We start from the raw sequence: 21959 nt of genomic DNA on the forward strand, positions 1-21959 counted from the left end.
CAAGGGCCGCGCTAAAGACGCCGGACCTGCGCGCCGGCCCAAGGCAGGAGTGTATAGCTCATGCTGTCTTCCCTCAGTTCTATGCGGGTGTCGCCGACTTCGGCTTGCGTCAGTCCCTGGACGGACACCCTTTCGACCGGTGTGCACAGCATGTCGATGGAGACGCCGCGAAATACATCCTCGACCTGGCTGCGGTAGTTGGCGGCGTTGAACATGGGCGCCACATAGTAGTAGCAGGCGTAATTGAGCGAGGCCAGGAAGCCGACCAGGTCGTCGCGGTTGCCGGTGGGCCTGCCGGGCACAGGCGATATTTCCAGAAAAAGCACCGGGCGCAGGCGCGTGATGGTGGCTTGCGCGCCCTTGAGCAATTCGAGTTCATAGCCCTCGATGTCCGACTTGAGGAAGTCCAGCCGCTCCAGCTGCAGCTCGTCCACGCTTTTCTGCACGACGCGTTCGGTCTTGTCGTACGAGTGCCGGACCAGCGAGGCGGAGCCAAAATTATTGATGGCTTTCGGGTCGAGCACCGGAAAGTCGATCATGCCGCCGGACGCGCCTATGGCCGTATGGTGCGCGTGCACGTTCAGGCATTCATTGAGCGCCAGGTTGGCGCACAGCAGCTGGTGCGTGTGCCGGTTGGCTTCGAAAGCCAGCACGCTGCCGGTGTCGCCGACCGCACGGGAGAACCAGGTGGTGTGCGAGCCGATGTTGGAGCCGGCTTCCAGCACGGTGTCGCCGGGCCGCACAATCTGGGAAAAGAGGCAGACCTCGGCTTCCGACCACTCGCCGTAGGTTCTCAGGCTATGGCCGATGTAGGTATCGTTCACATTGGTCAGGAAACGGCCGTGCCGGCACTCGTCCAGTCGATACAGCTGCGCGTCCTTGCTGGAACTGCTCATGGTGGGATTCAGGCGGAGAAGTTGTTCTCGAGGTAGCCGTTTTTCTTGGTCACGCGGTCCAGCGCCAGCAGTGTCTCCAGCAGGGCCTTCATGTGCTTGAGCGGCACGGCATTCGGGCCGTCGCTCATGGCCTTGGCCGGGTCCGGATGCGTTTCCATGAACAGGCCGGCCACGCCGACCGCCACCGCGGCGCGTGCCAGCACCGGCACCATCTCGCGCTGGCCGCCGCTGCTGGTGCCGTTGCCGCCGGGCAGCTGCACCGAATGGGTGGCGTCGAACACCACCGGGGCGTTCGTTTCGCGCATGATGGCCAGGCTGCGCATGTCGGACACCAGGTTGTTGTAGCCAAAGCTGGCGCCGCGTTCGCAGGCCATGAAGCTGTCTTCGTTCAAACCTTTTTCGCGCGCGGCGGCACGGGCCTTGTCGATGACGTTCTTCATGTCGCCGGGGGCGAGGAACTGGCCCTTCTTGATGTTGACCGGTTTGCCCGATTGCGCCACCGCGTGGATGAAGTCGGTCTGGCGGCACAGGAAAGCCGGGGTCTGCAGCACGTCGACCACGGAGGCGACGGTGGCGATGTGGGCTTCGGAGTGCACGTCGGTCAGGATGGGCAGGCCCAGCTCGCGCTTGACCTTGGCCAGGATTTCCAGGCCCTTGTCCATGCCGGGGCCGCGAAAGCTGGTGCCGCTGGAACGGTTGGCCTTGTCGTAGCTCGATTTGAAGATGAAGGGAATGCCCAGCGAGGCGGTGATTTCCTTGAGCGTGCCGGCGGTGTCCATCTGCAGTTGCTCGGACTCCACCACGCAGGGGCCGGCGATCAGGAAAAACGGTTGGTCCAGGCCGATATCGAATCCGCAGAGTTTCATGTCAGGCTACCGCTTTCAGGGGTTTTGCAGCGGGTTTGCCGTCCTGGCCCGCGGTGGCGCGGTGCTCGAGCACGGCCGCGATGTAGGCATTGAACAGCGGATGGCCGGCCCACGGCGTGGATTTGAACTCGGGGTGGAACTGCACGCCGACAAACCAGGGATGGACGTCTTGCGGCAGCTCGACGATTTCGGTGAGCTGCTCGCGCTGCGTCAATGCCGAGATGACCAGGCCGGAGGCGCGCAGTGCATCGAGGTAGTTGACGTTGGCTTCATAGCGGTGGCGGTGGCGCTCGGTGACGACGTCGCCGTAAATCTTGTGGGCCAGCGTGCCGGGAGCGACGTCCGAACTCTGCGCGCCCAGGCGCATGGTGCCGCCCAGGTCGGACTTGGCGTCGCGCGTCTTGATGGTGCCGTCGGCGTCTTTCCATTCGGTGATCAGCGCGATCACCGGGTGCGGCGTGGCGGGGTCGAACTCGGTGCTGTTGGCGTCTTTCAGGCCCGCGACGTGGCGCGCGAACTCGATGGTGGCGACCTGCATGCCCAGGCAGATACCGAGGTAGGGCATCTTGTTTTCGCGGGCGAAACGGGCCGCGCAGATCTTGCCCTCGACGCCGCGCACGCCGAAGCCGCCGGGCACCAGGATGCCGTCGAAGCGCGCCAGGCGCGAGACGTTGTCCGCCGTGAGGGTCTCGGAGTCGACGTACTCGATGACCACCTTGGCGTGGTTCTTCATGCCGGCGTGGCGCAGGGCTTCGTTGAGCGACTTGTAGCTGTCGGAGAGGTCGACGTACTTGCCGACCATGGCAATGTGGACTTCGGTCTGGGGGTGCTCGGTCTCATAGACCAGGTCGTCCCAGCGCTTGAGGTTGGCCGGCGGCGTGTTCAGGCGCAGCTTGTCGCAGATCAGGCCGTCCAGGCCCTGCTCGTGCAGCATGCGCGGGACCTTGTAAATCGTGTCGACGTCCCACATGGAGATCACGCCCCATTCGGGAACGTTGGAGAACAGCGAGATTTTTTCGCGTTCTTCGTTGGGGATGCGGCGGTCGGCGCGGCACAGCAGCACGTCGGCCTGGATGCCGATTTCGCGCAGCTGCTTGGCAGTGTGCTGCGTCGGCTTGGTCTTGAGCTCGCCGGCGGCGGCGATCCAGGGGACGTAGCTCAGGTGCACGAAAGCGGTGTTGTTGGCGCCCAGGCGCAGGCTCATCTGGCGCACGGCTTCCAGGAAGGGCAGGGACTCGATGTCGCCGACGGTGCCGCCGATTTCGACGATGGCGACGTCGACCGCGTCGGGGGTTTCATAACCCGCGCCGCGCTTGACGAATTCCTGGATTTCATTGGTGACGTGCGGGATGACCTGCACGGTCTTGCCGAGGTAGTCGCCGCGGCGTTCTTTTTCAAGCACGCTTTTGTAGATCTGGCCGGTGGTGAAATTGTTGGCCTTGCGCATGCGCGTTTCGATGAAACGCTCATAGTGGCCCAGGTCCAGGTCGGTTTCGGCGCCGTCGTCGGTCACGAAAACCTCGCCGTGCTGGAAGGGCGACATCGTGCCCGGATCCACATTCAGGTAGGGATCGAGCTTGATTAAAGTGACTTTGAGGCCTCGCGATTCCAAGATCGCAGCTAAGGAGGCTGAGGCGATTCCCTTGCCCAGGGAAGACACCACACCGCCGGTGACGAAGACAAATTTGGTCATGTCAGGTACGAACCGCAAGTTCGTAGAGGTGGTAAACGGAGATTATACGGGTTGCATGCCGGGATACCCCTTGCAGGGGATACTGAATTTCGATCCAAGGCCATTCGGCTTGCATGGCGACTCGCAACCTTCGCATGGCAGGCCAGTGTTGGCCCCATACAAGCCAGCAGGGGCCGCGGAACCGGCTTTGCCGGGCCGCAGGCGCAGCACCCCCTCGGGGGGCAGCGTATTACGCGAAGCGAAAAGCGTGGGGGCCCTTCCTCAACTGATATACATTGCGGAACATGACGAATCAAGCGACTCCTTTGGGAAACGGCGTGGACGGCGATGAAGCCCTGGACCTGGCCGGAAAGCACATCGTGCTGGGCCTGTCGGGCGGGATTGCCTGTTACAAGGCGGCGGAGCTGTGCCGGGCCTTGATCAAGGCGGGCGCCACGGTGCAGGTGGTCATGACCGAGGCGGCCGAGCAGTTCATCACGGCCGTTACCCTGCAGGCGCTGAGCGGCCGGCCGGTCTACACCAGCCAGTGGGACAACCGCGAAGACAACAACATGGCGCACATCAATTTGTCGCGCGAATCGGATGCCATCCTGATCGCGCCCATGAGCGCCGACTTCATGGCCAAGCTGCTGCACGGGCGCGCCGACGACCTGCTCAGCCTGATGTGCCTGGCCCGTCCCATCGACAAGGTGCCGCTGCTGGTGGCGCCGGCCATGAACCGCGAGATGTACGCGCACCCGGCCACGCAGCGCAACTTTGTGCAGCTGGACGCCGACGGCGCCACGGTGCTGGGCGTGGGCAGCGGTTTCCAGGCCTGCGGCGAGACCGGCGACGGCCGCATGCTGGAGCCGGAACAGATTCTCGAAGACCTGATCGCTTTTTTCGCGCCCAAGGTGCTGGCCGGCCAGCGCGTGCTGGTCACGGCAGGCCCCACCTATGAAGCCATAGACCCGGTGCGCGGCATCACCAACCTGTCCAGCGGCAAGATGGGCTTTGCGATTGCGCGCGCGGCGCGCGAGGCGGGCGCCGACGTCACGCTGGTCGCCGGCCCGGTGAGCCAGCCCACGCCGCGCGGCGTGACGCGCATCGACGTGAGGTCCGCGCAGCAGATGCTGGAGGCGGTGTCGGCGCGGGCACAGGCTGCCAATGTGTTCATCGCCACGGCGGCGGTCGCCGACTGGCGGCCCGCTGCGCCTTCGGCCCAGAAGATCAAGAAAGACGGCTCCGGCCAGGCGCCGCAACTGGCGTTCACCGAAAACCCGGACATCCTGGCCGCCGTGGCCCAATCGGCCGCGGCCCAGGCCGGCCGGCTTTTCTGCGTGGGTTTCGCGGCGGAAAGCCAGGACCTGGCAGAAAACGCCCAGGCCAAGCGCCTGCGCAAACAGGTGCCGCTGCTGGTCGGCAACATCGGCCCCGACACCTTCGGCCAGGACCACAACGCGCTGCTGCTGGTGGATGCGAAAGGCAGCACCGCGCTGCCCCGGGCATCCAAGCTTTCGCTGGCGCGGCAGCTGGTGCGCGAGATTGCCGCCCGGATGGCGGCCGGGCCATCACATGGAAAGGCGGCTGCACCATGAATCACCCCTCGGACACCCCGCCTGACGGCGATTTCGCCAGCTATGTGGAGCGCTTGACGGGCGCCAATGCGGCGGCGGGCGCGCGTGAGGATTTGCTCAAGCCCCAGGCCGGCCCCTCCAGCAACCCGCGGTTTTCAGCGAGTTCGGGTACGCCTTCGGTGAAGGCGGCGCTGGCGCCTTTGGCCGGTGTATCTTTCCTGACCCACGTCAAATGGGTGGTGGCGTTGTGGATCGCCACCCAGGCGCTCTCCGAGGTGCTGCCCGGCGCGGGCTTTCTGTTCCTGCCCGCGCTGGTGGCTTACGGTGCGTGGGTGGTCTTCAAGGCCAACCGCAACTCCTCGGGCGCGCTGGTGCAGCGCCTGCGAGAGCTGGCCCGGCAGGCAGCCGAAGAGGCGCAAAAAAATCAACAACCGAAGAAAAAATAATTCATGCTCATCGACGTCAAGATTCTCGACCCGCGCCTTCAGGGCAACCTCCCCGCCTATGCCACGCCCGGCAGCGCCGGCCTTGACCTGCGCGCCTGCCTGGAGGCGCCCCTGACGCTGGCCGCCAATGCCTGGCAGCTGGTGCCCACGGGCATCGCCATCTACCTGCACAACCCCGGCTATGCCGCGCTGATCCTGCCGCGCTCCGGCCTGGGCCACAAGCACGGCATCGTGTTGGGCAACCTGGTGGGGCTGATCGACAGCGACTACCAGGGGCAGTTGATGGTGAGCGCCTGGAACCGCAGCGACGTGCCTTTCACCATTGAGCCCATGGAGCGCATCGCGCAACTGATGATCGTGCCGGTGGTGCAGGCGCAGTTCAATGTGGTCACCGAGTTTCCCGCCAGCGAACGCGGCGAGGGCGGCTACGGCTCCACCGGCAAGGCCTGAGTTCCGGCGTCTCGCGCGTGCCTGGGGCCAGGGAGCAGGTGGGGGTTTTCCTACAACCCCTGCAACAAGGCTCCCACGTTGCGACAGGCCCATTCCCCACCCGGATTTCGCCGGCGTGTGTCCTTAATAAGCCATGAGAGTTGCCGTGCACGTGGTGCCGGGATCTCATGAACTTATTAACAGGAGAGACTCATGCGAAACACATCCCGCTTTATTTCATCGGCTTCCGTGGTGTTGGTGCTGGCCGGCCTGGCGGCCTGCGCGCCCATGAGCACTACGACGTCGGACGCGAACTATCCCGCGACCTACCCGAACACCGCCAGCTATCCTAACCAGACCTATCCCGCCGGCACCTACCCTGCGGGCACTTACCCCGCCGGCACCTACCCTGCCAACCAGCAGGGCCAGAACCGCTACATTGAATACGGCCGCGTCAGCAACGTTGAAGTGTTCCGTACGCAGGAACAGGCCAAGGGCTCGGGCATAGGCGCCATCCTCGGCGGTGTGGCCGGCGCTGTGGTGGGCCACCAGATCGGCGGCGGAACCGGCAAAGATGTTGCCACTGTCGCAGGTGCCGTCGGCGGTGCCGTTGCCGGCAATGCCATCGAGAAAAGCCGTAATACCGGCGCGGTTCGTGAAACCTATCGCGTATCCGTCACGCTCGACAACGGCACCGGCCGCGCCTATGACGTGCCGGCCACGGGCGACCTGCGCATTGGTGACCGCGTGAGGATTGAGAACGGCATGCTGTACCGCATGTAAGCAGGGAGGCCAAAAAAGGCGAGGGGCGGCTCCGGTACTACCGGCGCCGCCCCTTTTTTTGCGCGCTCAGTGCAAGGTTCCGCTTCCGGGTGAGAGAGGCTCAAGCTTGAAGAAGCCGGTGCCGAGTGAGCCCTGGCCGATTTCATCTTCGGTGGCTTCGCGCACGGATTCGACCTTGACCGCCAGCCGGATGGCGATGCCCGCCAAGGGATGGTTGCCGTCCAGCACCACATGGTCGGGATAAATTTCGGTCACCGTGTAGATGTGCTCCGGCGGTGCCTGCCCGCTCCCGCCCTTCGGAAGGGCGGCGCCGTCGAAGGTCATGCCTTCTTCGAGTTCGGCCGGAAAAATTTTGCGCGGTTCGAGGAACACGCGATTTTCGTCGTAGTCACCAAAGGCGTCTTCGGGTTCCAGGTGCAGTTCAAGCCGGTCGCCGGCTTCGTGGCCTTGCAGGGCTTCCTCGATCTTGGCCAGCAGGTCGTCGCCTCCCAGCAGGAACTCAATCGGCTCGTCCAGTTCGTCCAGCACATCGCCCAGGGTGTCTTTCAGCGTCCATGTCAGGGCAACGACGCATTGCGGGGTGATTTTCATCCGACAATTGTCCCATGGATGTAAACCAATCTCTAGCGCTCCTTGCCGGCCTGAGCCCGGCGCAATTCATGCGCCGGCACTGGCAGAAAAAGCCGCTCCTGGTGCGCCAGGCCGTACCCGGATTCCGTCCTGTGCTGAGCCGCGCTGAACTGTTCAAGCTGGCGGCCGGTGAACAGGTGGAGTCGCGCCTGATCGTCCAGCAGGCCAAGGGCTGGCGCATGAAGCAGGGGCCTTTTGCCCCGCGAAGCCTGCCGCCGCTGAGCCAGAAAGCCTGGACCCTGCTGGTGCAGGGTGTGGATTTGCATGACGCCGGCGCGTATGCCTTGCTGCAGCAGTTCCGCTTCGTCCCCGATGCGCGGCTTGATGATTTGATGATCTCGTTTGCGACGGCGGGCGGCGGCGTGGGGCCGCATTTCGACAGCTATGACGTTTTCCTGCTGCAGGCCAGCGGGCGCCGGCGCTGGAAGATAGGGCGGCAAAAAGACCTGACCCTGCAGGAAGGCGTTCCGCTGAAGATTCTGCAGAATTTCGAGCCCGAGCAGGAGTTCGTGCTGGAAGCGGGCGACATGCTCTACCTGCCTCCGCGTTATGCGCATGACGGCGTCGCCGAAGCTGCCGTTGCGGGTGATGGCAAGGCGGCCGACTGCATGACCTACTCGATCGGCTTCAGGGCGCCGGGCCGAGGCGAACTGGCCGCGGAGCTGCTGCAGCGCCTGGCTGAATTCAGCGAAGACGGCGAGGAGGAAGGCACGCCGGCCGCTCGCCGTGGCGCCAAGGCGCCCGACATGTACCGCGACCCCGGACAGGATGCGACGGCAACACCGGCGGCATTGCCGGCGGACCTGGCTGCCTTCGCCGTCCAGGCCGTGCAGGACGCGCTGAAGGACCCGCTGGCACTGGGCTGCGCCCTGGGCGAGTACATGACCGAGCCCAAGCCTTCCGTGTGGTTTGACGAGGCCGCGGGGGAGTGGGATGACCCTGCCGCGCGGGCGGGACGCGCCGGCATCCAGCTTGATGCGCGCACGCGCATGATGTATGACGCCGATCATGTGTTTATCAACGGCGAGAGCTACCGCGCCAAGGGCGCAGACGCAACGCTGATGCGCCGCCTGGCCGACAGCCGCGGCCTGGCGCCGCAGGAGTTGCGAAAAGCCGGCGCCTCCGCGATGGCCCTGCTCGCGGATTGGCATGACGCCGGCTGGCTGCGGCAGGCGCCGCCTGAGAGTTCCTGACCCCGGGTCATCATCTGTTTTCCACACTTGCCAAGGAGACGCTTCATGGACACTGAAACATCACCCATCCCGCAAGCTTTACCGGAAGGCCGTTTCACCGGGCTCACGGAGTTCACGGACATGATTCGCCAGGCATTCGCAGTGGCGGCGCAGCAGGGCTGGCGTGAAATCATCGTGTGCGACCCGGATTTCCAGGACTGGCCGCTGGGGGAGCGTGTGGTGGTGCAGGCCTTGAACGACTGGTCCAAAACCGGCCGCAAGTTCACGATGCTGGCGAGGAATTACGACGAAGTGCTTAGAAAGCATGCCCGTTTCGTGACATGGCGGCGAACCTGGGCGCACATCGTGGAATGCCGCGCCAATGCATCGGCCGCTGCCGATGAAACGCCCAGTGCCTTGCTGGGACCCGGCTGGGTCTTTGAGCGCCTGGACCTGCAGCGTTGCACGGGTGTCGCCGGGTCCGAACCGGCCCGGCGTGTCGCGTTGAGGGAGCGGCTGAACGAGCGCTTGCTGAAAAGCTCACCGGCCTTTCCCGCGACCACGCTGGGGCTCTAGCAGAGGCTGTCAGCAGGCCGTCAGCGCTCCTGTTTGTCAACTCAGGGTTACCCGGCCTTGTGCTATCCGGCATATAATTTAAAGCTGGGTAGAAAGAGCTCGAGTCCTTTCCCCGGTCAAAAATAACTTGAATTCCGGTTTGGGTTTCTTTTGGCAATTTCCGGAAATTGTTTTCTTAAATATCATCAAGGATCGTAAAAATGAACAAGTCTCTCGTTTTGGCAGCCATCGTTGCCGCTATTGCACTGGCTGCTTGCGGCAAAAAAGAAGAAGCTCCAGCACCTGCGCCAGCCGCCGCTGCTCCAGCACCTGCTGCCGACGCTTCCGCACCAGCCGCTGCCGCATCGGCACCCGCTGCTGACGCATCCGCTCCTCCATCTGCTGACGCAGCTGCTGCCGCCGCTACCTCTGCTGCTGCCAGCGCCGCGAAGTAATTCTTCAGCGAGTTTAAAAAAGCCGCCGCGAGGCGGCTTTTTTTATGGCCACCAGTTTTTCGGCGCGGCTCAGATGTGAAGCCAGGGAGTGCCGGCGTCGGGCCTTGCCACAACGATGTCGTGCGCGCCGCATGACAGCGCCTCGGCCATCAGTTCCTGGACCAGCGCGGGCCGGTTGTTTTGCGCGCTCAGGTGCGCGGCCACGAAGTGCTTCAAACCCCCGTGAATGACGGCACGCGCGATGTCCGCCGCCGCGGTGTTGGAGAGATGGCCGTACTGGCCGCCCACGCGCCGCTTTAAAAAGGGCGGGTAAGACGACTGCGCCAGCATGTCCGTGTCGTGGTTGCATTCGAGCAGCAGGGCGTCGCAGGCCGTCAAATGTTCCATGACATGCGCCGTGGCGTGTCCGAGGTCCGTCAGGATGCCCAGCTTGGCCGAGCCGTCGGTGCAGGTGAGCTGCAGCGGCTCCCTGGCGTCGTGCGGCACCGTGAACGGCGTGATCTGCATGCCCCCCAGGTCTATGGCTTTGCCGTCGCGCGCGGTGTGCAGCAAACCGTCGAAATCCGGTGCGCCGATGGCGGCATGCGTGCCGTGGCTCATCCAGACGGGAATGCGGTAGCGCAGCGAGAGTGAGCGGGCGCAACCTATATGGTCGCCGTGCTCGTGCGTGATGAACACCGCATGGATGTCTTCAGGCTGTAGCCCGGCCTCGCCGAGGCGGGCGCTCAGGTGCTTGAGGCCCAGTCCGCAATCGATGAGAACGCGCATGGGCGCGATGCCCATGGATTCGACCACGGTACAGTTTCCCGAACTGCCGCTGCCCAGGCTTTTGAACCTCAACATGGGCGTCGCAATCGCAGTTCGGGCTCGGGCGGCAAGCCTGGATTACTTGAGGTCGTCGGCGATCACCTGCACGATGCGCTGGGCATTGGCAGAGGATTCCGCGGCGCCCTGGGCATTGAGAACGGAGACCGTGGTGCTTTCACCCTGGCTCTTGACGGCGATGCGGTACTTCAGGGGCGGCACGGCGGCCGGCGAGCCGCTGAACAGCTTGCTGAAGAAGCCGGGCTCGGTCTTCGTCACAGGTTCGACGTAGCGCACGAAGTAGGTGCCCTGGCTGCGGTCGCGGTCTTCAACGGTGAAGCCGGTGCGGTCCAGCGCCAGGCCGACACGGCGCCAGGCGCGTTCAAAGCCTTCGTCGATCTGCACGACGGGCAGGTTGTTGACGGTGGCAATCCGGGACGTCTGTTTGGTGGCGCCAGCGGCGACGAGGGCTTTGGACTCTTCTTGCGATACGCCCAGCTTGACCATCAGGCGGCGCAGGAACTCGGCTTCGAGCTCCGGATCGGCGGGGCGGGGCTGCCAGACCGTGCTGTCGCCGCTGGTGGCGCTACCGTTCTTCGCGCCGGTAATGACTTCCACCATGCCGCGATGGCTAACGTAGATTTCGGTGCCGCCATCGGGGCGGCGCTCCAGCCGCGTGCGGAACTTGTCGCGCTCGCCGGTGGAATAGAGCCCGTCGAAGACCTTGCCGATCGCGCTGCGGATAAAGTCCTGCGGCAGCTTGGCGCGGTTCTCGGCGTAGTCGGTTTCCATGATGCCGAGGTTTTCCTGGTCCTGGGCCAGCAGGAAACCGCTTTCCAGCCAGAAATCGCGAACGGGGTTCCAGAGTTTGTCGGCCGGGCGGTTCACGACGAGCCAGCGCTGGGTGCCCGAGCGTTCAATCCGTACGTCGCCGACATTGGCGGCGGCGGTTTGCACGGCCTGCGTGGGCTGGGCCGTCTGGTAGCTGCTCGCGGACACCGCCGTGCCTGGCACCACATAGCGGGTTTCGCGGCTGAGCTGGGTCAGGTCGGGCGGGATGTCCAGGGAAGGACCTTTGGCGCCGCTGGTTTTGTAATCGACGCGCTCGCCTTCCATCACGTCCTTGATGGAGGAGCAGCCGGCGAGCAGGCCCAGGGCAAGCAGCGCGGACACGGCTGCGGCGCTCCGGGCTTTTGAAAATGCAGGACGTGTTGGCGATATCTTCACTTGGGGGTTCCCTTAAAAATCAGATCAGGCAAATCAAATCAGGCCGCAGGCGCGCAGTGCGCTTTCCACGGCCGCTTCGTTCGAGGTCTCCAGCGGCGTCATGGGCAGGCGCAGCGTGCCGCCGCAAAGACCCATCCGGGCCATGGCCCATTTGACGGGAATCGGGTTGGCTTCGATAAACAGGTTTCGGTGCAGCGGCAGCAGTTTGAACTGCAGTTCCATGGCGCGGCGTGTGTCGCCCGCCACGGCGGCGACGCACAGCTCGTGCATGAGCCGGGGCGCCACGTTGGCCGTCACGCTGACGTTGCCCTGGCCGCCGCAAAGCATCAGCGCCACGGCGGTCGGGTCGTCGCCCGAATACACGGCAAAGCCCTTGGGCACTTCCTTGATCAGCCACTGCGCGCGCTCGATGTTGCCGGTGGCTTCCTTGATGCCGACGATGCCGGGCACCTGGGCCAGGCGCAGCACGGTGGCATGCGCCATATCGGCCACGCTGCGGCCGGGCACGTTGTACAGCACGGTGGGCAAGTCACCCACGGCTTCGGCGATGGCCTTGAAGTGCCGGTACTGGCCTTCCTGGGTGGGCTTGTTGTAATAGGGGACGACCTGCAGCTGGCAGTCGGCGCCCACCTGTTTGGCGAACCTGGCGAGCTCGATCGCTTCGGCGGTCGAATTGGCGCCGCAGCCGGCCATGATGGGCACGCGTTTTTTCGCCTGCTCGACTGAAACACGGATGATTTCGCAGTGCTCCTCGACGTTGACGGTCGGGGATTCGCCGGTCGTGCCGACCACGCCTATGCAGTCGGTGCCTTCGGCGATGTGCCAGTCCACCAGTTTGCGCAGGGTGGGGTAATCTACGCTGCCGTCATCATGCAAGGGTGTTGCCAGTGCAACGATGCTGCCAGTAATGGGTTTCATGCTTTGCTTGTAAACGTTCGCGGCTGGGAGGGCTTGGCCGAAATACCGCCGGGCCGGCCCCGAAAAGCCAATCCTGCATTCTACCCAGACCCTAAGGCAGCTGATAACGCGGTGGGGCGGGCAAACCCGCAGTCGCGGCCGCCTGGCGGACGGCGGCGATGCGCTGGACGAAGCGCGGCGGGTTTTCATGAAAACCCTCCTCGAAGGCCACCACCCGCAAGCCGGCGCAGATTTCCAGCAATTCACCGGTACGCAGCAGGAAATCGGGCCGCGACGGCTTGCCCACGGTCTCATTGCCTTGCGTAAAAGTTTCGTAAATCAGCACACCGCCCGCCGCCAGGCTGCCCAGCAGCGTGGGCAGAAGCGGCCGCCACAGGTAATTGGTGACGACCACCGCGTCGAACCGGCGGCCCGCAAAAGGCCAGGGTCCGGCTTCAATGTCTGCGACCGCGGCCTCGAATGCCTGGGCAGGCAGGGATGCGGCCGTGAAAGCCATGGCTTCCTGTGAGCGATCCACCAGGACCAGTGGGTGGTTTCGCTGGTGAAACCAGCGGGCGTGTCGGCCGTGCCCGCAAGCGACGTCCAGCACCGTGCCGCGCTCGGGGACCAGGTGCGACCAGCGCTGCACCCAGCCGGAGGGATCTTCATTACCGTGCATAGGTCAGGTGCGCTTAAATAGCGAGCCATCTAAAGCTCGCGGGAGGGTTCTATTCCAGCAGGGGCCGCGGAACCGGCTTTGCCGGGCCGCAGGCGCAGCGGCCCCCTCGAGGGGCAGCGCAGTACACGAAGTGACAAGCGTGGGGGCCATATTTTTAAAGCGGCTTTACCTCATCCTTGAGCGCGGCCAGCGCCATCGATTCGACCCGGCCGGGGGCGATCAGCTTGAGCCAGCGGCCCAGCTTGCCTTTGGCCGTCATGACGACCTCGCGGTCGCGGCGCGCCATGCCCTGCAGGATCAGCCGCGCGCATTCTTCCACGCTCATGGCGTCGTCTTCCTTCAGCCCGCTGGACCCCGCGGCCACGCCCGCCGCATTGAAGCCGCGGTGGCGGATGTGGGTGGCGACCACGCCCGGGTAGGCGGTGGTCACGCTGACGCCGGCGCTCTTCATTTCGGCGCGCAGCGCTTCAAAAAAGCCCACCATGGCGAATTTGGTGGCGCTGTAGGCCGTGCGGCCCGGCACGCCGATCAGCCCGGCCAGGCTGGAGACGGCCACGATGCTGCCGTGGCGCAGCTTCAAATAAGGCAGGGCGGCGTGGGTGCACCAGACGCTGCCCCACAGGTTGATGCGCATCAACTGCTCATACCAGCCCAGGTCGTGGGCCTTGACGTCTTCAAACAGGGCCTGGGCCGACATGCCGGCGTTGTTGATCAGCGCGTCGATGTGGCCGAAGCGGCCGACGGCCGCGTCCACCAGGTGGCGGCACTGGGATTCGACGGACACGTCGGTCTTGACGACCAGCGTCTGCGCGCCGAGCGCGGCGCATTGGCCGGCGACCTCGTGCAGCAGCGATTCATTGCGAGCGGCCAGTACCAGCGCGACGCCGGCGCCGTGGGTCTTGGCCAGCTGCCGCGCCATTTCGGCGCCTATGCCGTCCGATGCGCCGGTGATGATGATGGTTTTCATGGTGCTCTCCCGTTCTTTTGGGGCTACGGCCCCGATCACCCAAAAATTCGGCTCTCACTGGCATAGAGACGTTCACAAAACCCGGCGAAGCGGTCCTGGCCAGGCGGCGCAACACCGCCAGGAGGGTTTTGTGGACGTCTCTAGAAGCAGGCCCAGATCTGGTTGGCGAGTGTGAACAGGAATTCCGGCCGTGTGTAGAGGGCAAACACCCCCAGCGACGCGATGACCGCGAGCGCCCACAGGCCGGCTTTTTTGGCCATGTCAGGCCCCTTGCGGCACGCCGCCGCGTGCGATCGGCGCTTCGCGCACCGGCAGGTTCACCAGGGCGGCGAAGACGCCGAGCGCAATGGCGATATACCAGACGATGTCGTAGCTGCCGGTGCGGTCATAGAGATAGCCGCCCAGCCAGACGCCCATGAAGGAACCGATCTGGTGGCTGAAGAAAATAAAGCCGCCCAGCATGGAGAGATGCTGGATGCCGAAGATCTGCGCCACCACGGCGTTGGTCGGCGGGATGGTCGACAGCCACAGCAGGCCCATCAGGCTGGCGAAGATGTAGACGCTCAGCGGGCTCAGGGGCGCCGCGATGAACACGGCGATCACCACCGCGCGGGAGAGGTAAATCGTCGCCAGGATTTTCCGCTTGGCGATTTTCTGGCCCAGCGAGCCGGCAATGTAGGTGCCGAAGACGTTGAACAGGCCGATCAGCGCCAGCGCGTAGCTGGCCACCTGCGGCGACAGTCCCTTGTCCTTGAGGTAGCTGGGCATGTGCACGCCGATGAACACCACCTGGAAGCCGCAGACGAAGTAGCCCGCCATCAGCAACTGGAAGCTCGGGTACTTGAAGGCCTCGCGCAGCGCCTGGCCTATGGTCTGCTCGCGTTTGGCGGGCTGGCCGCCGGCAAAGCCGCCTTCCCGCAGGCCCAGCGCCAGCGGCGCGATCAGCAGCACCGCGCCGCCGAGCACCAGCAGCGCCTCTTTCCACCCCAGGCCGCTGATCAGGAAGCCTTCCACCGGCACCATCAGGAACTGGCCGAAGGAGCCGGCCGCCGCGGCCACACCCATGGCCCAGGAACGTTTGTCGGCCGAAATGTTGCGGCCGATCACGCCGTAGATGACGGCATAGGTGGTCCCGGCCTGCGCGGCGCCAATCAGCACCCCGGCCGTCATGGTGAACAGAAAGCCCGTGGGCGACAGCGCCATGCCCACCAGGCCCAGCGCGTACAGCAGGGCGCCCACCACGATCACGCGGGAGGCGCCGAAGCGGTCGGCCGCCATGCCGGCGAAGATGCCGAACACGCCCCAGGACAGGTTTTGCACCGCCAGCGCGAAGGCAAAGGTCTCGCGCGTCCAGCCCTGGGCCTGGGTGATGGGCTGCAGCCACAGCCCGAAGCCGTGGCGTATGCCCATGGACAGCGTGACGATCGTGGCGCCGCAGATCAGCACCTGGAGCATCGAGAGTTTTTTGGTTTCGGAGGTCATGGGCTGGGTCGCCGAAGGCGGCGAAAAAGGAGGTGAAACAGCGGGAGGCCCGCGATTCTTCGACTGTAACGAAAATGGCGAAGCGCTGCCGCAACCGCCCTTGTTCCGACACTGGAATCAGTCGGGCTGTACGTTCATACAGTGACTTTTGCGGCCCGGACTACAATTGCGCCAATTCTTTCATCTGCCATGGCCGACAAACTACCCAACGATTATTCCGAAGGCTCGATCCGCGTGCTCAAGGGCCTGGAGCCCGTCAAGCAGCGCCCGGGCATGTACACGCGCACCGACAACCCCCTGCACATCATCCAGGAGGTGCTGGACAACTCCGCCGACGAGGCCCTGGCCGGCTACGGCAAAAAGATCAAGGTCACGCTGCACACCGACGGCTCGGTCAGCATCGACGACGACGGCCGCGGCATTCCCTTCGGCCTGCACCCGGAAGAAAAGGTGCCGGTCATCGAGATCGTCTACACCCGGCTGCATGCCGGCGGCAAGTTCGACAAGGGCAAGGGCGGCGCCTACAGCTTCTCGGGCGGCCTGCACGGCGTGGGCGTCAGCGTGACCAACGCGCTGTCCAAACGGCTGGAAGTCACCTCCTACCGCGAAGGCATGGTGGCCCGCCTGGTGTTCTCGGGCGGCGACGTCATCGAGAAGCTGGACCTGCGCAAAAACGGCGAAGGCGACCGCAAGACCGGCACCACCGTGCGCGCCTGGCCCGACGCCAAGTACTTCGAGTCGTCGGCACTGCCCATGGCCGAGCTTACGCACCTGCTGCGCAGCAAGGCCGTGCTCATGCCCGGCGTCACCGTCACGCTGACCAACGAGAAGACCAAAGACGTCCAGACCTGGTCCTACAAAGGCGGCCTGCGCGATTACCTGATGCAGACGCTGACCGGTGACCCGGTCATCCCGATGTTCGAAGGCGAGGGCTTTGCCGACGCCCAGCACGACAGCTTTGCCGAAGGCGAGGGCGCCCAGTGGTGCGTGGCCTTCACCGAAGACGGCCAGCCGGTGCGCGAGAGCTACGTCAACCTGATCCCGACAAGTGCCGGCGGCACCCATGAAAGCGGCCTGCGCGACGGCCTGTTCAATGCCGTCAAGAGTTTTATCGACCTGCATTCGCTGCTGCCCAAGGGCGTCAAGCTGTTGCCCGAAGACGTTTTTGCCCGCGCCAGCTACGTGCTCAGCGCCAAGGTGCTGGACCCGCAATTCCAGGGCCAGATCAAGGAGCGCCTCAATTCCCGCGACGCCGTGCGCCTGGTTTCCAGCTTTGTGCGGCCCACCATGGAGCTGTGGCTCAACCAGCACGTCGACTACGGCCGCAAGCTGGCCGAACTCGCCATCAAGGCCGCCCAAACCCGCCAGAAAGCCGGCCAGAAGGTCGAAAAACGCAAGGGTTCCGGTGTCGCCGTGCTGCCCGGCAAGCTCACCGACTGTGAAAGCCGCGACCTGGCGCACAACGAAGTCTTCCTGGTCGAGGGCGATTCGGCCGGCGGCAGCGCCAAGATGGGTCGCAACAAGGAAAGCCAGGCCATCCTGCCGCTGCGCGGCAAGGTGCTCAACACCTGGGAGGTCGAGCGCGACCGCCTGTTCGCCAACACCGAAATCCACGACATCGCGGTCGCCATCGGCGTCGACCCGCACGGCCCGAACGACACGCCCGACCTCTCCGGCCTGCGCTACGGCAAGGTCTGCATCCTGAGCGATGCCGACGTGGACGGCTCCCACATCCAGGTGCTGCTTTTGACCCTCTTTTTCCGCCATTTCCCTAAATTGATCGAATCGGGTAATGTCTATGTGGCGCGGCCGCCGCTTTTCCGGGTCGATGCGCCCGCGCGCGGTAAAAAGCCCGCTTCCAAGGTTTATGCCCTTGATGAAGGCGAATTGACCGCCATATTGGATAAATTACGCAAAGACGGCGTGCGCGAAGGCGCCTGGAGCATCAGCCGCTTCAAGGGCCTGGGTGAAATGAGTGCGGAACAACTCTGGGAAACCACACTCAATCCGGATACCCGCCGTTTGTTGCCCGTGCAACTGGGCAACCAGGATTTCCTGCAAACCGAGAGCCTGATCACCAAGCTGATGGGCAAGGGCGAAGCCGCGGCGCGCCGCGAACTGATGGAGTTGCACGGTGACGCCGTGGAAATTGATATTTGATGAGCCTGCCTGAGACCTTTTATTCCTTGTTGCGGCGGCCCCTGCGCGCGCTGGGCCTGCCCTTGATGGCCATGGGCCTGGCCGCGCTGTTCGCCGCGCCCGCCCATGCCGACATCTGGGGCTATGTGGACAAGGACGGCATCGCGCATTTTTCGGCCGCGCGGCTCGATGAGCGCTATGAGCTGTTCTTCCGCGGCGGTGAAAGCTTCAGCGCCGGCGACAACACAGGCCGAAGCGGCAGGGCCGTGGGCAACGGCGCCAGCCGCGCCACCGGTGTGGCCGCGGCGCCGCCCAAGCTGCTGGCTTACTTCGACGTGTCGCCCAACTACAAGGCCGTCAAGCACCTGCTGCGCGAAGCCTCCGCCACGCACGGCATCGATTACGAACTGCTGCAGGCGCTGATCGCCACCGAATCGGGCTTCAATACCCAGGCCGTCTCGCCCAAGGGCGCGGTCGGCCTGATGCAGCTGATCCCGCCGACGGCCGAGCGCTACGGCGTGCGGGCCAGCAAGGATTCCACGGTCCACAAAAAGCTCACCGACCCCAAGACCAACATCCGGGCCGGCTCCAGCTACCTCAGCGACCTGATCGCCATGTTCCCGGGCCAGCTCGAGCTGGCCATTGCCGCCTACAACGCCGGCGAGGGCGCCGTGCAGCGCGCGGGCAACAAGATTCCCAACTATCCCGAGACCAAAAACTACGTCAAGACCGTGATGCAGCTCTACAACCACCTCAAGCCGCCCAGCATGATGGGCGGGTCCGGCGGCGGCGGCCGCGTTCGCATGGAGATGATGGGCGGCACCACCGGCCGCGCCAACATGGTGCCGACCACGGTGGCGTCCACCGCCGCGCCGGAGCTTCCACCCGAGCGGAACTGAGGCCCATGCAGCCGGCGTTTCGCCGGAACATCCGGCAGCGCTGAAAAGCGGCGCCCCTTTTTTTCATAATCCCGTACCGGCCGCGCTGAAGCGCGCCGGCCCGGCATAAACCGACTTAGCCCCAAGCCAAATCACGATGGATGATCTTTTCACACCGGACGCAGTCGCCCCCCTTCCCGAACCCGCCGACCAGGATTCGCTCGCCGCGTACGCGCAGCGCGCCTACCTTGAATACGCGCTCAGCGTCGTCAAGGGCAGGGCCTTGCCCGACGTCTGCGACGGCCAGAAGCCGGTGCAGCGCCGCATCCTTTTCAGCATGTCGCGCATGGGCCTGGGCTTTGGCGGTGCCAATGGCGCCAGCGGGGCCAAACCGGTCAAGAGCGCCCGCGTGGTCGGCGACGTGCTCGGCAAATACCACCCGCACGGCGACCAGGCGGCCTACGACGCCATGGTGCGCATGGCGCAGGACTTCAGCCAGCGCTACCCGCTGGTCGACGGCCAGGGCAATTTCGGCTCGCGCGACGGCGACGGCGCGGCGGCCATGCGCTACACCGAGGCGCGCCTGGCGCGCATTACGACGCTGCTGCTCGACGAACTCGACGAAGGCACGGTCGACTTCGTGCCCAATTACGACGGGTCGTTTGAAGAGCCGCGCCAGCTGCCCGCGCGCCTGCCCTTCACACTGCTCAACGGCGCCAGCGGCATTGCCGTGGGCCTGGCCACCGAAATCCCCAGCCACAACCTGCGCGAGGTGGCCGACGCCTGCGTGGCCCTCATCAAGACGCCCAAGCTCAGCGATGAAGAGCTGTTCACGCTGATCGCCGGGCCCGACTACCCGGGCGGCGGGCAGATCATTTCCAGCAGCGCGGAAATCGCGGCGGCCTACAGCACCGGCCGCGGCTCGCTCAAGGTGCGCGCGCGCTGGAAGATAGAGGAACTCGCGCGCGGACAGTGGCAACTGGTGGTGCAGGAGCTGCCGCCCGGCGTCAGCACCCAGCGCGTGCTGGAAGAAATCGAAGAGCTCACCAACCCGAAAATCAAGGCCGGCAAAAAAGCCCTGAGCCAGGACCAGGTGCAGCTCAAGCAGACCATCCTGGCCGTGCTCGACGTGGTGCGCGACGAGTCCAGCAAGGACGCCGCCGTGCGCCTGGTGTTCGAGCCCAAGACCAGCAAGATCAGCCAGTCCGAACTCATCAACACCCTGCTGGCCAACACCAGCCTGGAAAGCTCCTCGCCCATCAACCTGACCATGGTCGGGCTGGACGGCAAGCCCACGCAGAAAAACCTGCGCCAGATACTGGCCGAGTGGATTGAATTCCGCCAGACCACGGTGCAAAAGCGCTCGCAGCATCGCCTCGACAAAGTGCTGGACCGCATCCACATCCTCGAAGGCCGGCAGCTGGTGCTGCTCAACATCGACGAGGTGATCGCCATCATCCGCCAGGCGGACGAGCCCAAGGCCGCGCTGATTGAACGCTTCAAGCTCAGCGACCGCCAGGCCGAGGACATTCTTGAAATCCGCCTGCGCCAGCTTGCGCGGCTTGAAGCCATCAAGATCGAGCAGGAGCTCAAAAACCTGCGTGAAGAGCAGGGCCGGCTTGAGGAAATCCTCGGCAGCCCGGCCGCGCTCAAGCGCCTGCTGGTCAAGGAGATCGAGGCCGACGCCAAGCAGTTCGCCGATGCGCGCCGCACGCTGATCCAGGCCGAGAAAAAAGCCGTGCTCGAAGTCAAGGTGCTCGACGAACCCGTGACCGTGGTTATCAGCGACAGGGGCTGGGTGCGCGCGCGCAGCGGCCACGGCCATGACCCGGCGGGCTTTGCCTTCAAGGCCGGCGACGGCCTGTACGGCACCTATGAATGCCGCACCGTCGACACGCTGCTGGCCTTCGGCTCGCGCGGCCGGATTTATTCGGTGCCGGTGTCCCTGCTGCCCGGCGCGCGCGGCGACGGCCAGCCGATCACCACGCTGATCGACCTGGAATCCGGCACGCAGCTGGTGCACTACTTCGCGGGCCCGGCCAACGCGGCGCTGCTGCTCAGCGCCAGCGGCGGCTACGGTTTCCTGGCCACGGTCGAGAACATGACGTCCCGCCTCAAGGCCGGCAAGGCCTTCATCAGCTGCGCCGAAGGCGAAACCATCTGCAGGCCCTCGCACGCGGCCTTCGGCAGCGGCACGACGCCTCTGGTGCCCGCCACGCACGTGGCCTGCGCCTCCACGGGCGGCCGCATCCTGACCTTTGAAATCGGCGAGCTGAAAATGCAGTCCGCCGGCGGGCGCGGCCTGATGCTGATAGACCTCGAAGCCAAGGACACCCTGGCCGGCGCTGCGGCCTACACCCGCAGCGTGAAGATCGAAGGCATAGGCCGCGGCGGCAAGGCGCGCGAAGAAACGCTGGAAATCCGCACGCTCAACAATGCCCGCGCCGCGCGCGCGCGCAAAGGCAAGGCGGCCGACCTGGGCTTCAAGCCCACCGGCATCACGCGCGTCGAATAAGCGCCATGCCCGCCGCCGGAAGGGGGCGGGCGTTTCCTCAGGCCGCGAGCAGCGATTCGAGTTTCTTCAGGCCCGCCACCGTCTCCAGGCAGGCCTGCGCCACTTCCTTGCCCTTGGTCAGGAAGTGCGCGGTGAAGAACTTGCGATGCTCTTCATGTTCATGGAAATGCTGCGGCGTCAGCACTGCGGAAAACACCGGCACGCCGGTTTCCAGCTGTATGCCCATCAGCGCGCTGATCACCGCATCGGCGACGAACTCGTGGCGGTAGATGCCGCCGTCCACCACCAGCCCGCAGCAGACCACACCTGCATAACGGCCCGACTGCGCGAGTTTTTTCGCGTGCAGCGGGATCTCGAAGGCGCCCGGCACTTCAAAGGTGTCTATGGATTCGGCGCCCACGCCCTGCCGGGCCATTTCGGCGAGGAACGCGCCGCGCCCCTGGTCCACGATGTCTTCGTGCCAGGACGACTGGATAAAGGCGAAACGCGCCTTGGGAGCGCCACCGGAATGGATGGCGGAAGGGGAAGCAACTGAACTGTTTGTCTGACTCATGGATGGCCTCTGTAGGTGTTACCAGAATCAGGGCGCACGAGCCTGCGGCCAGCCGCAGGCGCGCAGGCAGCCGCTGCGAGAACCGCAACAGCCACAGGCGCCCACGGCACAGCCGTTTGCATCGCGCTCTCTTTCATCCGGACTGTGACCGTCGGCTTCGGAGTTGAACCGAATCTGCTGACCCCGCCCCTCGGTGAAGAGGGGCGGGCGCTCGCGGGCTGATGCAGTTGCCTGCAAACACCGCCGGTGGGGAATTTCACCCCGCCCTGAGAACGCTGCTCCGGCACAAGGCCGGAACCTGTGAAGTTTAAGTCCTGCGGCATTGCGCCGTCCGCCG

At 64.9% G+C, this 21959-nt stretch carries 21 protein-coding genes and 1 riboswitch; of the genes, 10 read left to right on the plus strand and 11 right to left on the minus strand.

Annotation, left to right across the window (positions count from 1 at the left end):
• Positions 1 to 11: 11 nt before the first annotated feature.
• Genes ACLV74_RS20250 through ACLV74_RS20260 form a run of 3 tightly spaced genes read right to left on the minus strand, consistent with a single transcriptional unit; the run spans position 12 to position 3455 of the window.
• Entirely contained in the window at positions 12 to 896 is an 885-nt protein-coding gene (locus ACLV74_RS20250) for an FkbM family methyltransferase (RefSeq protein WP_411881214.1), read from the minus strand.
• A gap of 8 nt (positions 897 to 904) precedes the next feature.
• The gene (gene kdsA / locus ACLV74_RS20255; RefSeq protein ID WP_411881215.1) at positions 905 to 1762 is read right to left on the minus strand and encodes a 3-deoxy-8-phosphooctulonate synthase; all 858 of its coding nucleotides are present in this window, start codon (positions 1760 to 1762) and stop codon (positions 905 to 907) included.
• Position 1763: 1 nt separating this feature from the next.
• Positions 1764 to 3455, minus strand: coding sequence for a CTP synthase (locus ACLV74_RS20260; protein ID WP_411881216.1), 1692 nt, complete (start codon positions 3453 to 3455; stop codon positions 1764 to 1766).
• Positions 3456 to 3739: 284 nt separating this feature from the next.
• Between ACLV74_RS20260 and coaBC the strand changes: the two genes are divergently transcribed.
• The 4 genes from coaBC to ACLV74_RS20280 all read left to right on the plus strand — a co-directional run bounded on the left by coaBC (position 3740) and on the right by ACLV74_RS20280 (position 6669).
• A complete protein-coding gene (gene coaBC / locus ACLV74_RS20265; protein ID WP_411881217.1) occupies positions 3740 to 5032 on the plus strand; it encodes a bifunctional phosphopantothenoylcysteine decarboxylase/phosphopantothenate--cysteine ligase CoaBC in 1293 nt (430 codons plus the stop codon).
• Positions 5029 to 5457: a hypothetical protein gene (locus ACLV74_RS20270; RefSeq protein WP_411881218.1), complete on the plus strand. Its 429-nt coding sequence runs from the start codon at positions 5029 to 5031 to the stop codon at positions 5455 to 5457. Before coaBC ends, ACLV74_RS20270 begins: the two co-directional genes overlap by 4 nt.
• A gap of 3 nt (positions 5458 to 5460) precedes the next feature.
• Entirely contained in the window at positions 5461 to 5907 is a 447-nt protein-coding gene (gene dut / locus ACLV74_RS20275; protein ID WP_411881219.1) for a dUTP diphosphatase, read from the plus strand.
• Positions 5908 to 6099: 192 nt separating this feature from the next.
• Positions 6100 to 6669: a glycine zipper 2TM domain-containing protein gene (locus ACLV74_RS20280; RefSeq protein ID WP_411881220.1), complete on the plus strand. Its 570-nt coding sequence runs from the start codon at positions 6100 to 6102 to the stop codon at positions 6667 to 6669.
• A gap of 66 nt (positions 6670 to 6735) precedes the next feature.
• Here the strand turns inward: ACLV74_RS20280 and ACLV74_RS20285 are convergent, their stop codons facing one another.
• Entirely contained in the window at positions 6736 to 7260 is a 525-nt protein-coding gene (locus ACLV74_RS20285; protein WP_411881221.1) for an FKBP-type peptidyl-prolyl cis-trans isomerase, read from the minus strand.
• A gap of 14 nt (positions 7261 to 7274) precedes the next feature.
• Between ACLV74_RS20285 and ACLV74_RS20290 the strand changes: the two genes are divergently transcribed.
• From ACLV74_RS20290 to ACLV74_RS20300, 3 genes are all read left to right on the plus strand, one after another.
• Positions 7275 to 8492, plus strand: coding sequence for a JmjC domain-containing protein (locus ACLV74_RS20290; RefSeq protein ID WP_411881222.1), 1218 nt, complete (start codon positions 7275 to 7277; stop codon positions 8490 to 8492).
• 45 nt (positions 8493 to 8537) lie between these two features.
• The gene (locus tag ACLV74_RS20295; protein ID WP_411881223.1) at positions 8538 to 9047 is read left to right on the plus strand and encodes a hypothetical protein; all 510 of its coding nucleotides are present in this window, start codon (positions 8538 to 8540) and stop codon (positions 9045 to 9047) included.
• 200 nt (positions 9048 to 9247) lie between these two features.
• Positions 9248 to 9481, plus strand: coding sequence for a hypothetical protein (locus ACLV74_RS20300; RefSeq protein ID WP_411881224.1), 234 nt, complete (start codon positions 9248 to 9250; stop codon positions 9479 to 9481).
• Between the two features lie 69 nt (positions 9482 to 9550).
• On the opposite strand, the gene ACLV74_RS20305 is transcribed toward ACLV74_RS20300, so the two are convergent.
• From ACLV74_RS20305 to ACLV74_RS20330, 6 genes are all read right to left on the minus strand, one after another.
• Positions 9551 to 10324 (minus strand): MBL fold metallo-hydrolase, encoded by a 774-nt coding sequence (locus ACLV74_RS20305; protein WP_411881225.1) that lies wholly within the window; start codon positions 10322 to 10324, stop codon positions 9551 to 9553.
• Positions 10325 to 10366: 42 nt separating this feature from the next.
• Positions 10367 to 11458: an outer membrane protein assembly factor BamC gene (gene bamC, locus ACLV74_RS20310; RefSeq protein WP_411881226.1), complete on the minus strand. Its 1092-nt coding sequence runs from the start codon at positions 11456 to 11458 to the stop codon at positions 10367 to 10369.
• 87 nt (positions 11459 to 11545) lie between these two features.
• On the minus strand, positions 11546 to 12430 hold the full coding sequence (gene dapA, locus ACLV74_RS20315; RefSeq protein WP_411881227.1) for a 4-hydroxy-tetrahydrodipicolinate synthase: 885 nt from the start codon (positions 12428 to 12430) through the stop codon (positions 11546 to 11548).
• 91 nt (positions 12431 to 12521) lie between these two features.
• A complete protein-coding gene (locus ACLV74_RS20320) occupies positions 12522 to 13088 on the minus strand; it encodes a class I SAM-dependent methyltransferase (protein WP_411881228.1) in 567 nt (188 codons plus the stop codon).
• Positions 13089 to 13242: 154 nt separating this feature from the next.
• A complete protein-coding gene (locus ACLV74_RS20325) occupies positions 13243 to 14055 on the minus strand; it encodes an SDR family oxidoreductase (RefSeq protein WP_411881229.1) in 813 nt (270 codons plus the stop codon).
• Positions 14056 to 14316: 261 nt separating this feature from the next.
• Positions 14317 to 15537 carry an MFS transporter gene (locus ACLV74_RS20330; RefSeq protein ID WP_411881230.1) on the minus strand — a complete coding sequence of 407 codons (1221 nt, stop codon included), beginning with the start codon at positions 15535 to 15537 and terminating at the stop codon, positions 14317 to 14319.
• A gap of 189 nt (positions 15538 to 15726) precedes the next feature.
• Between ACLV74_RS20330 and ACLV74_RS20335 the strand changes: the two genes are divergently transcribed.
• The 3 genes from ACLV74_RS20335 to parC all read left to right on the plus strand — a co-directional run bounded on the left by ACLV74_RS20335 (position 15727) and on the right by parC (position 21069).
• Positions 15727 to 17697, plus strand: a complete 1971-nt coding sequence (locus ACLV74_RS20335; protein WP_411881231.1) for a DNA topoisomerase IV subunit B — start codon at positions 15727 to 15729, stop codon at positions 17695 to 17697.
• Complete coding sequence (locus ACLV74_RS20340; RefSeq protein WP_411881232.1) at positions 17697 to 18575, plus strand: lytic transglycosylase domain-containing protein; 879 nt, start codon at positions 17697 to 17699, stop codon at positions 18573 to 18575. Before ACLV74_RS20335 ends, ACLV74_RS20340 begins: the two co-directional genes overlap by 1 nt.
• Before the next feature lie 136 nt (positions 18576 to 18711).
• Complete coding sequence (gene parC / locus ACLV74_RS20345; protein ID WP_411881233.1) at positions 18712 to 21069, plus strand: DNA topoisomerase IV subunit A; 2358 nt, start codon at positions 18712 to 18714, stop codon at positions 21067 to 21069.
• A 37-nt stretch (positions 21070 to 21106) separates the two neighbouring features.
• Here the strand turns inward: parC and ACLV74_RS20350 are convergent, their stop codons facing one another.
• On the minus strand, positions 21107 to 21622 hold the full coding sequence (locus tag ACLV74_RS20350; protein ID WP_411881234.1) for a 6,7-dimethyl-8-ribityllumazine synthase: 516 nt from the start codon (positions 21620 to 21622) through the stop codon (positions 21107 to 21109).
• Between the two features lie 121 nt (positions 21623 to 21743).
• Positions 21744 to 21900, minus strand: a riboswitch (FMN riboswitch).
• Positions 21901 to 21959: the final 59 nt, after the last annotated feature.

It is taken from the genome of Polaromonas sp. YR568, from assembly GCF_943369415.1.
Classification (GTDB): Bacteria; Pseudomonadota; Gammaproteobacteria; order Burkholderiales; family Burkholderiaceae_C; genus Polaromonas.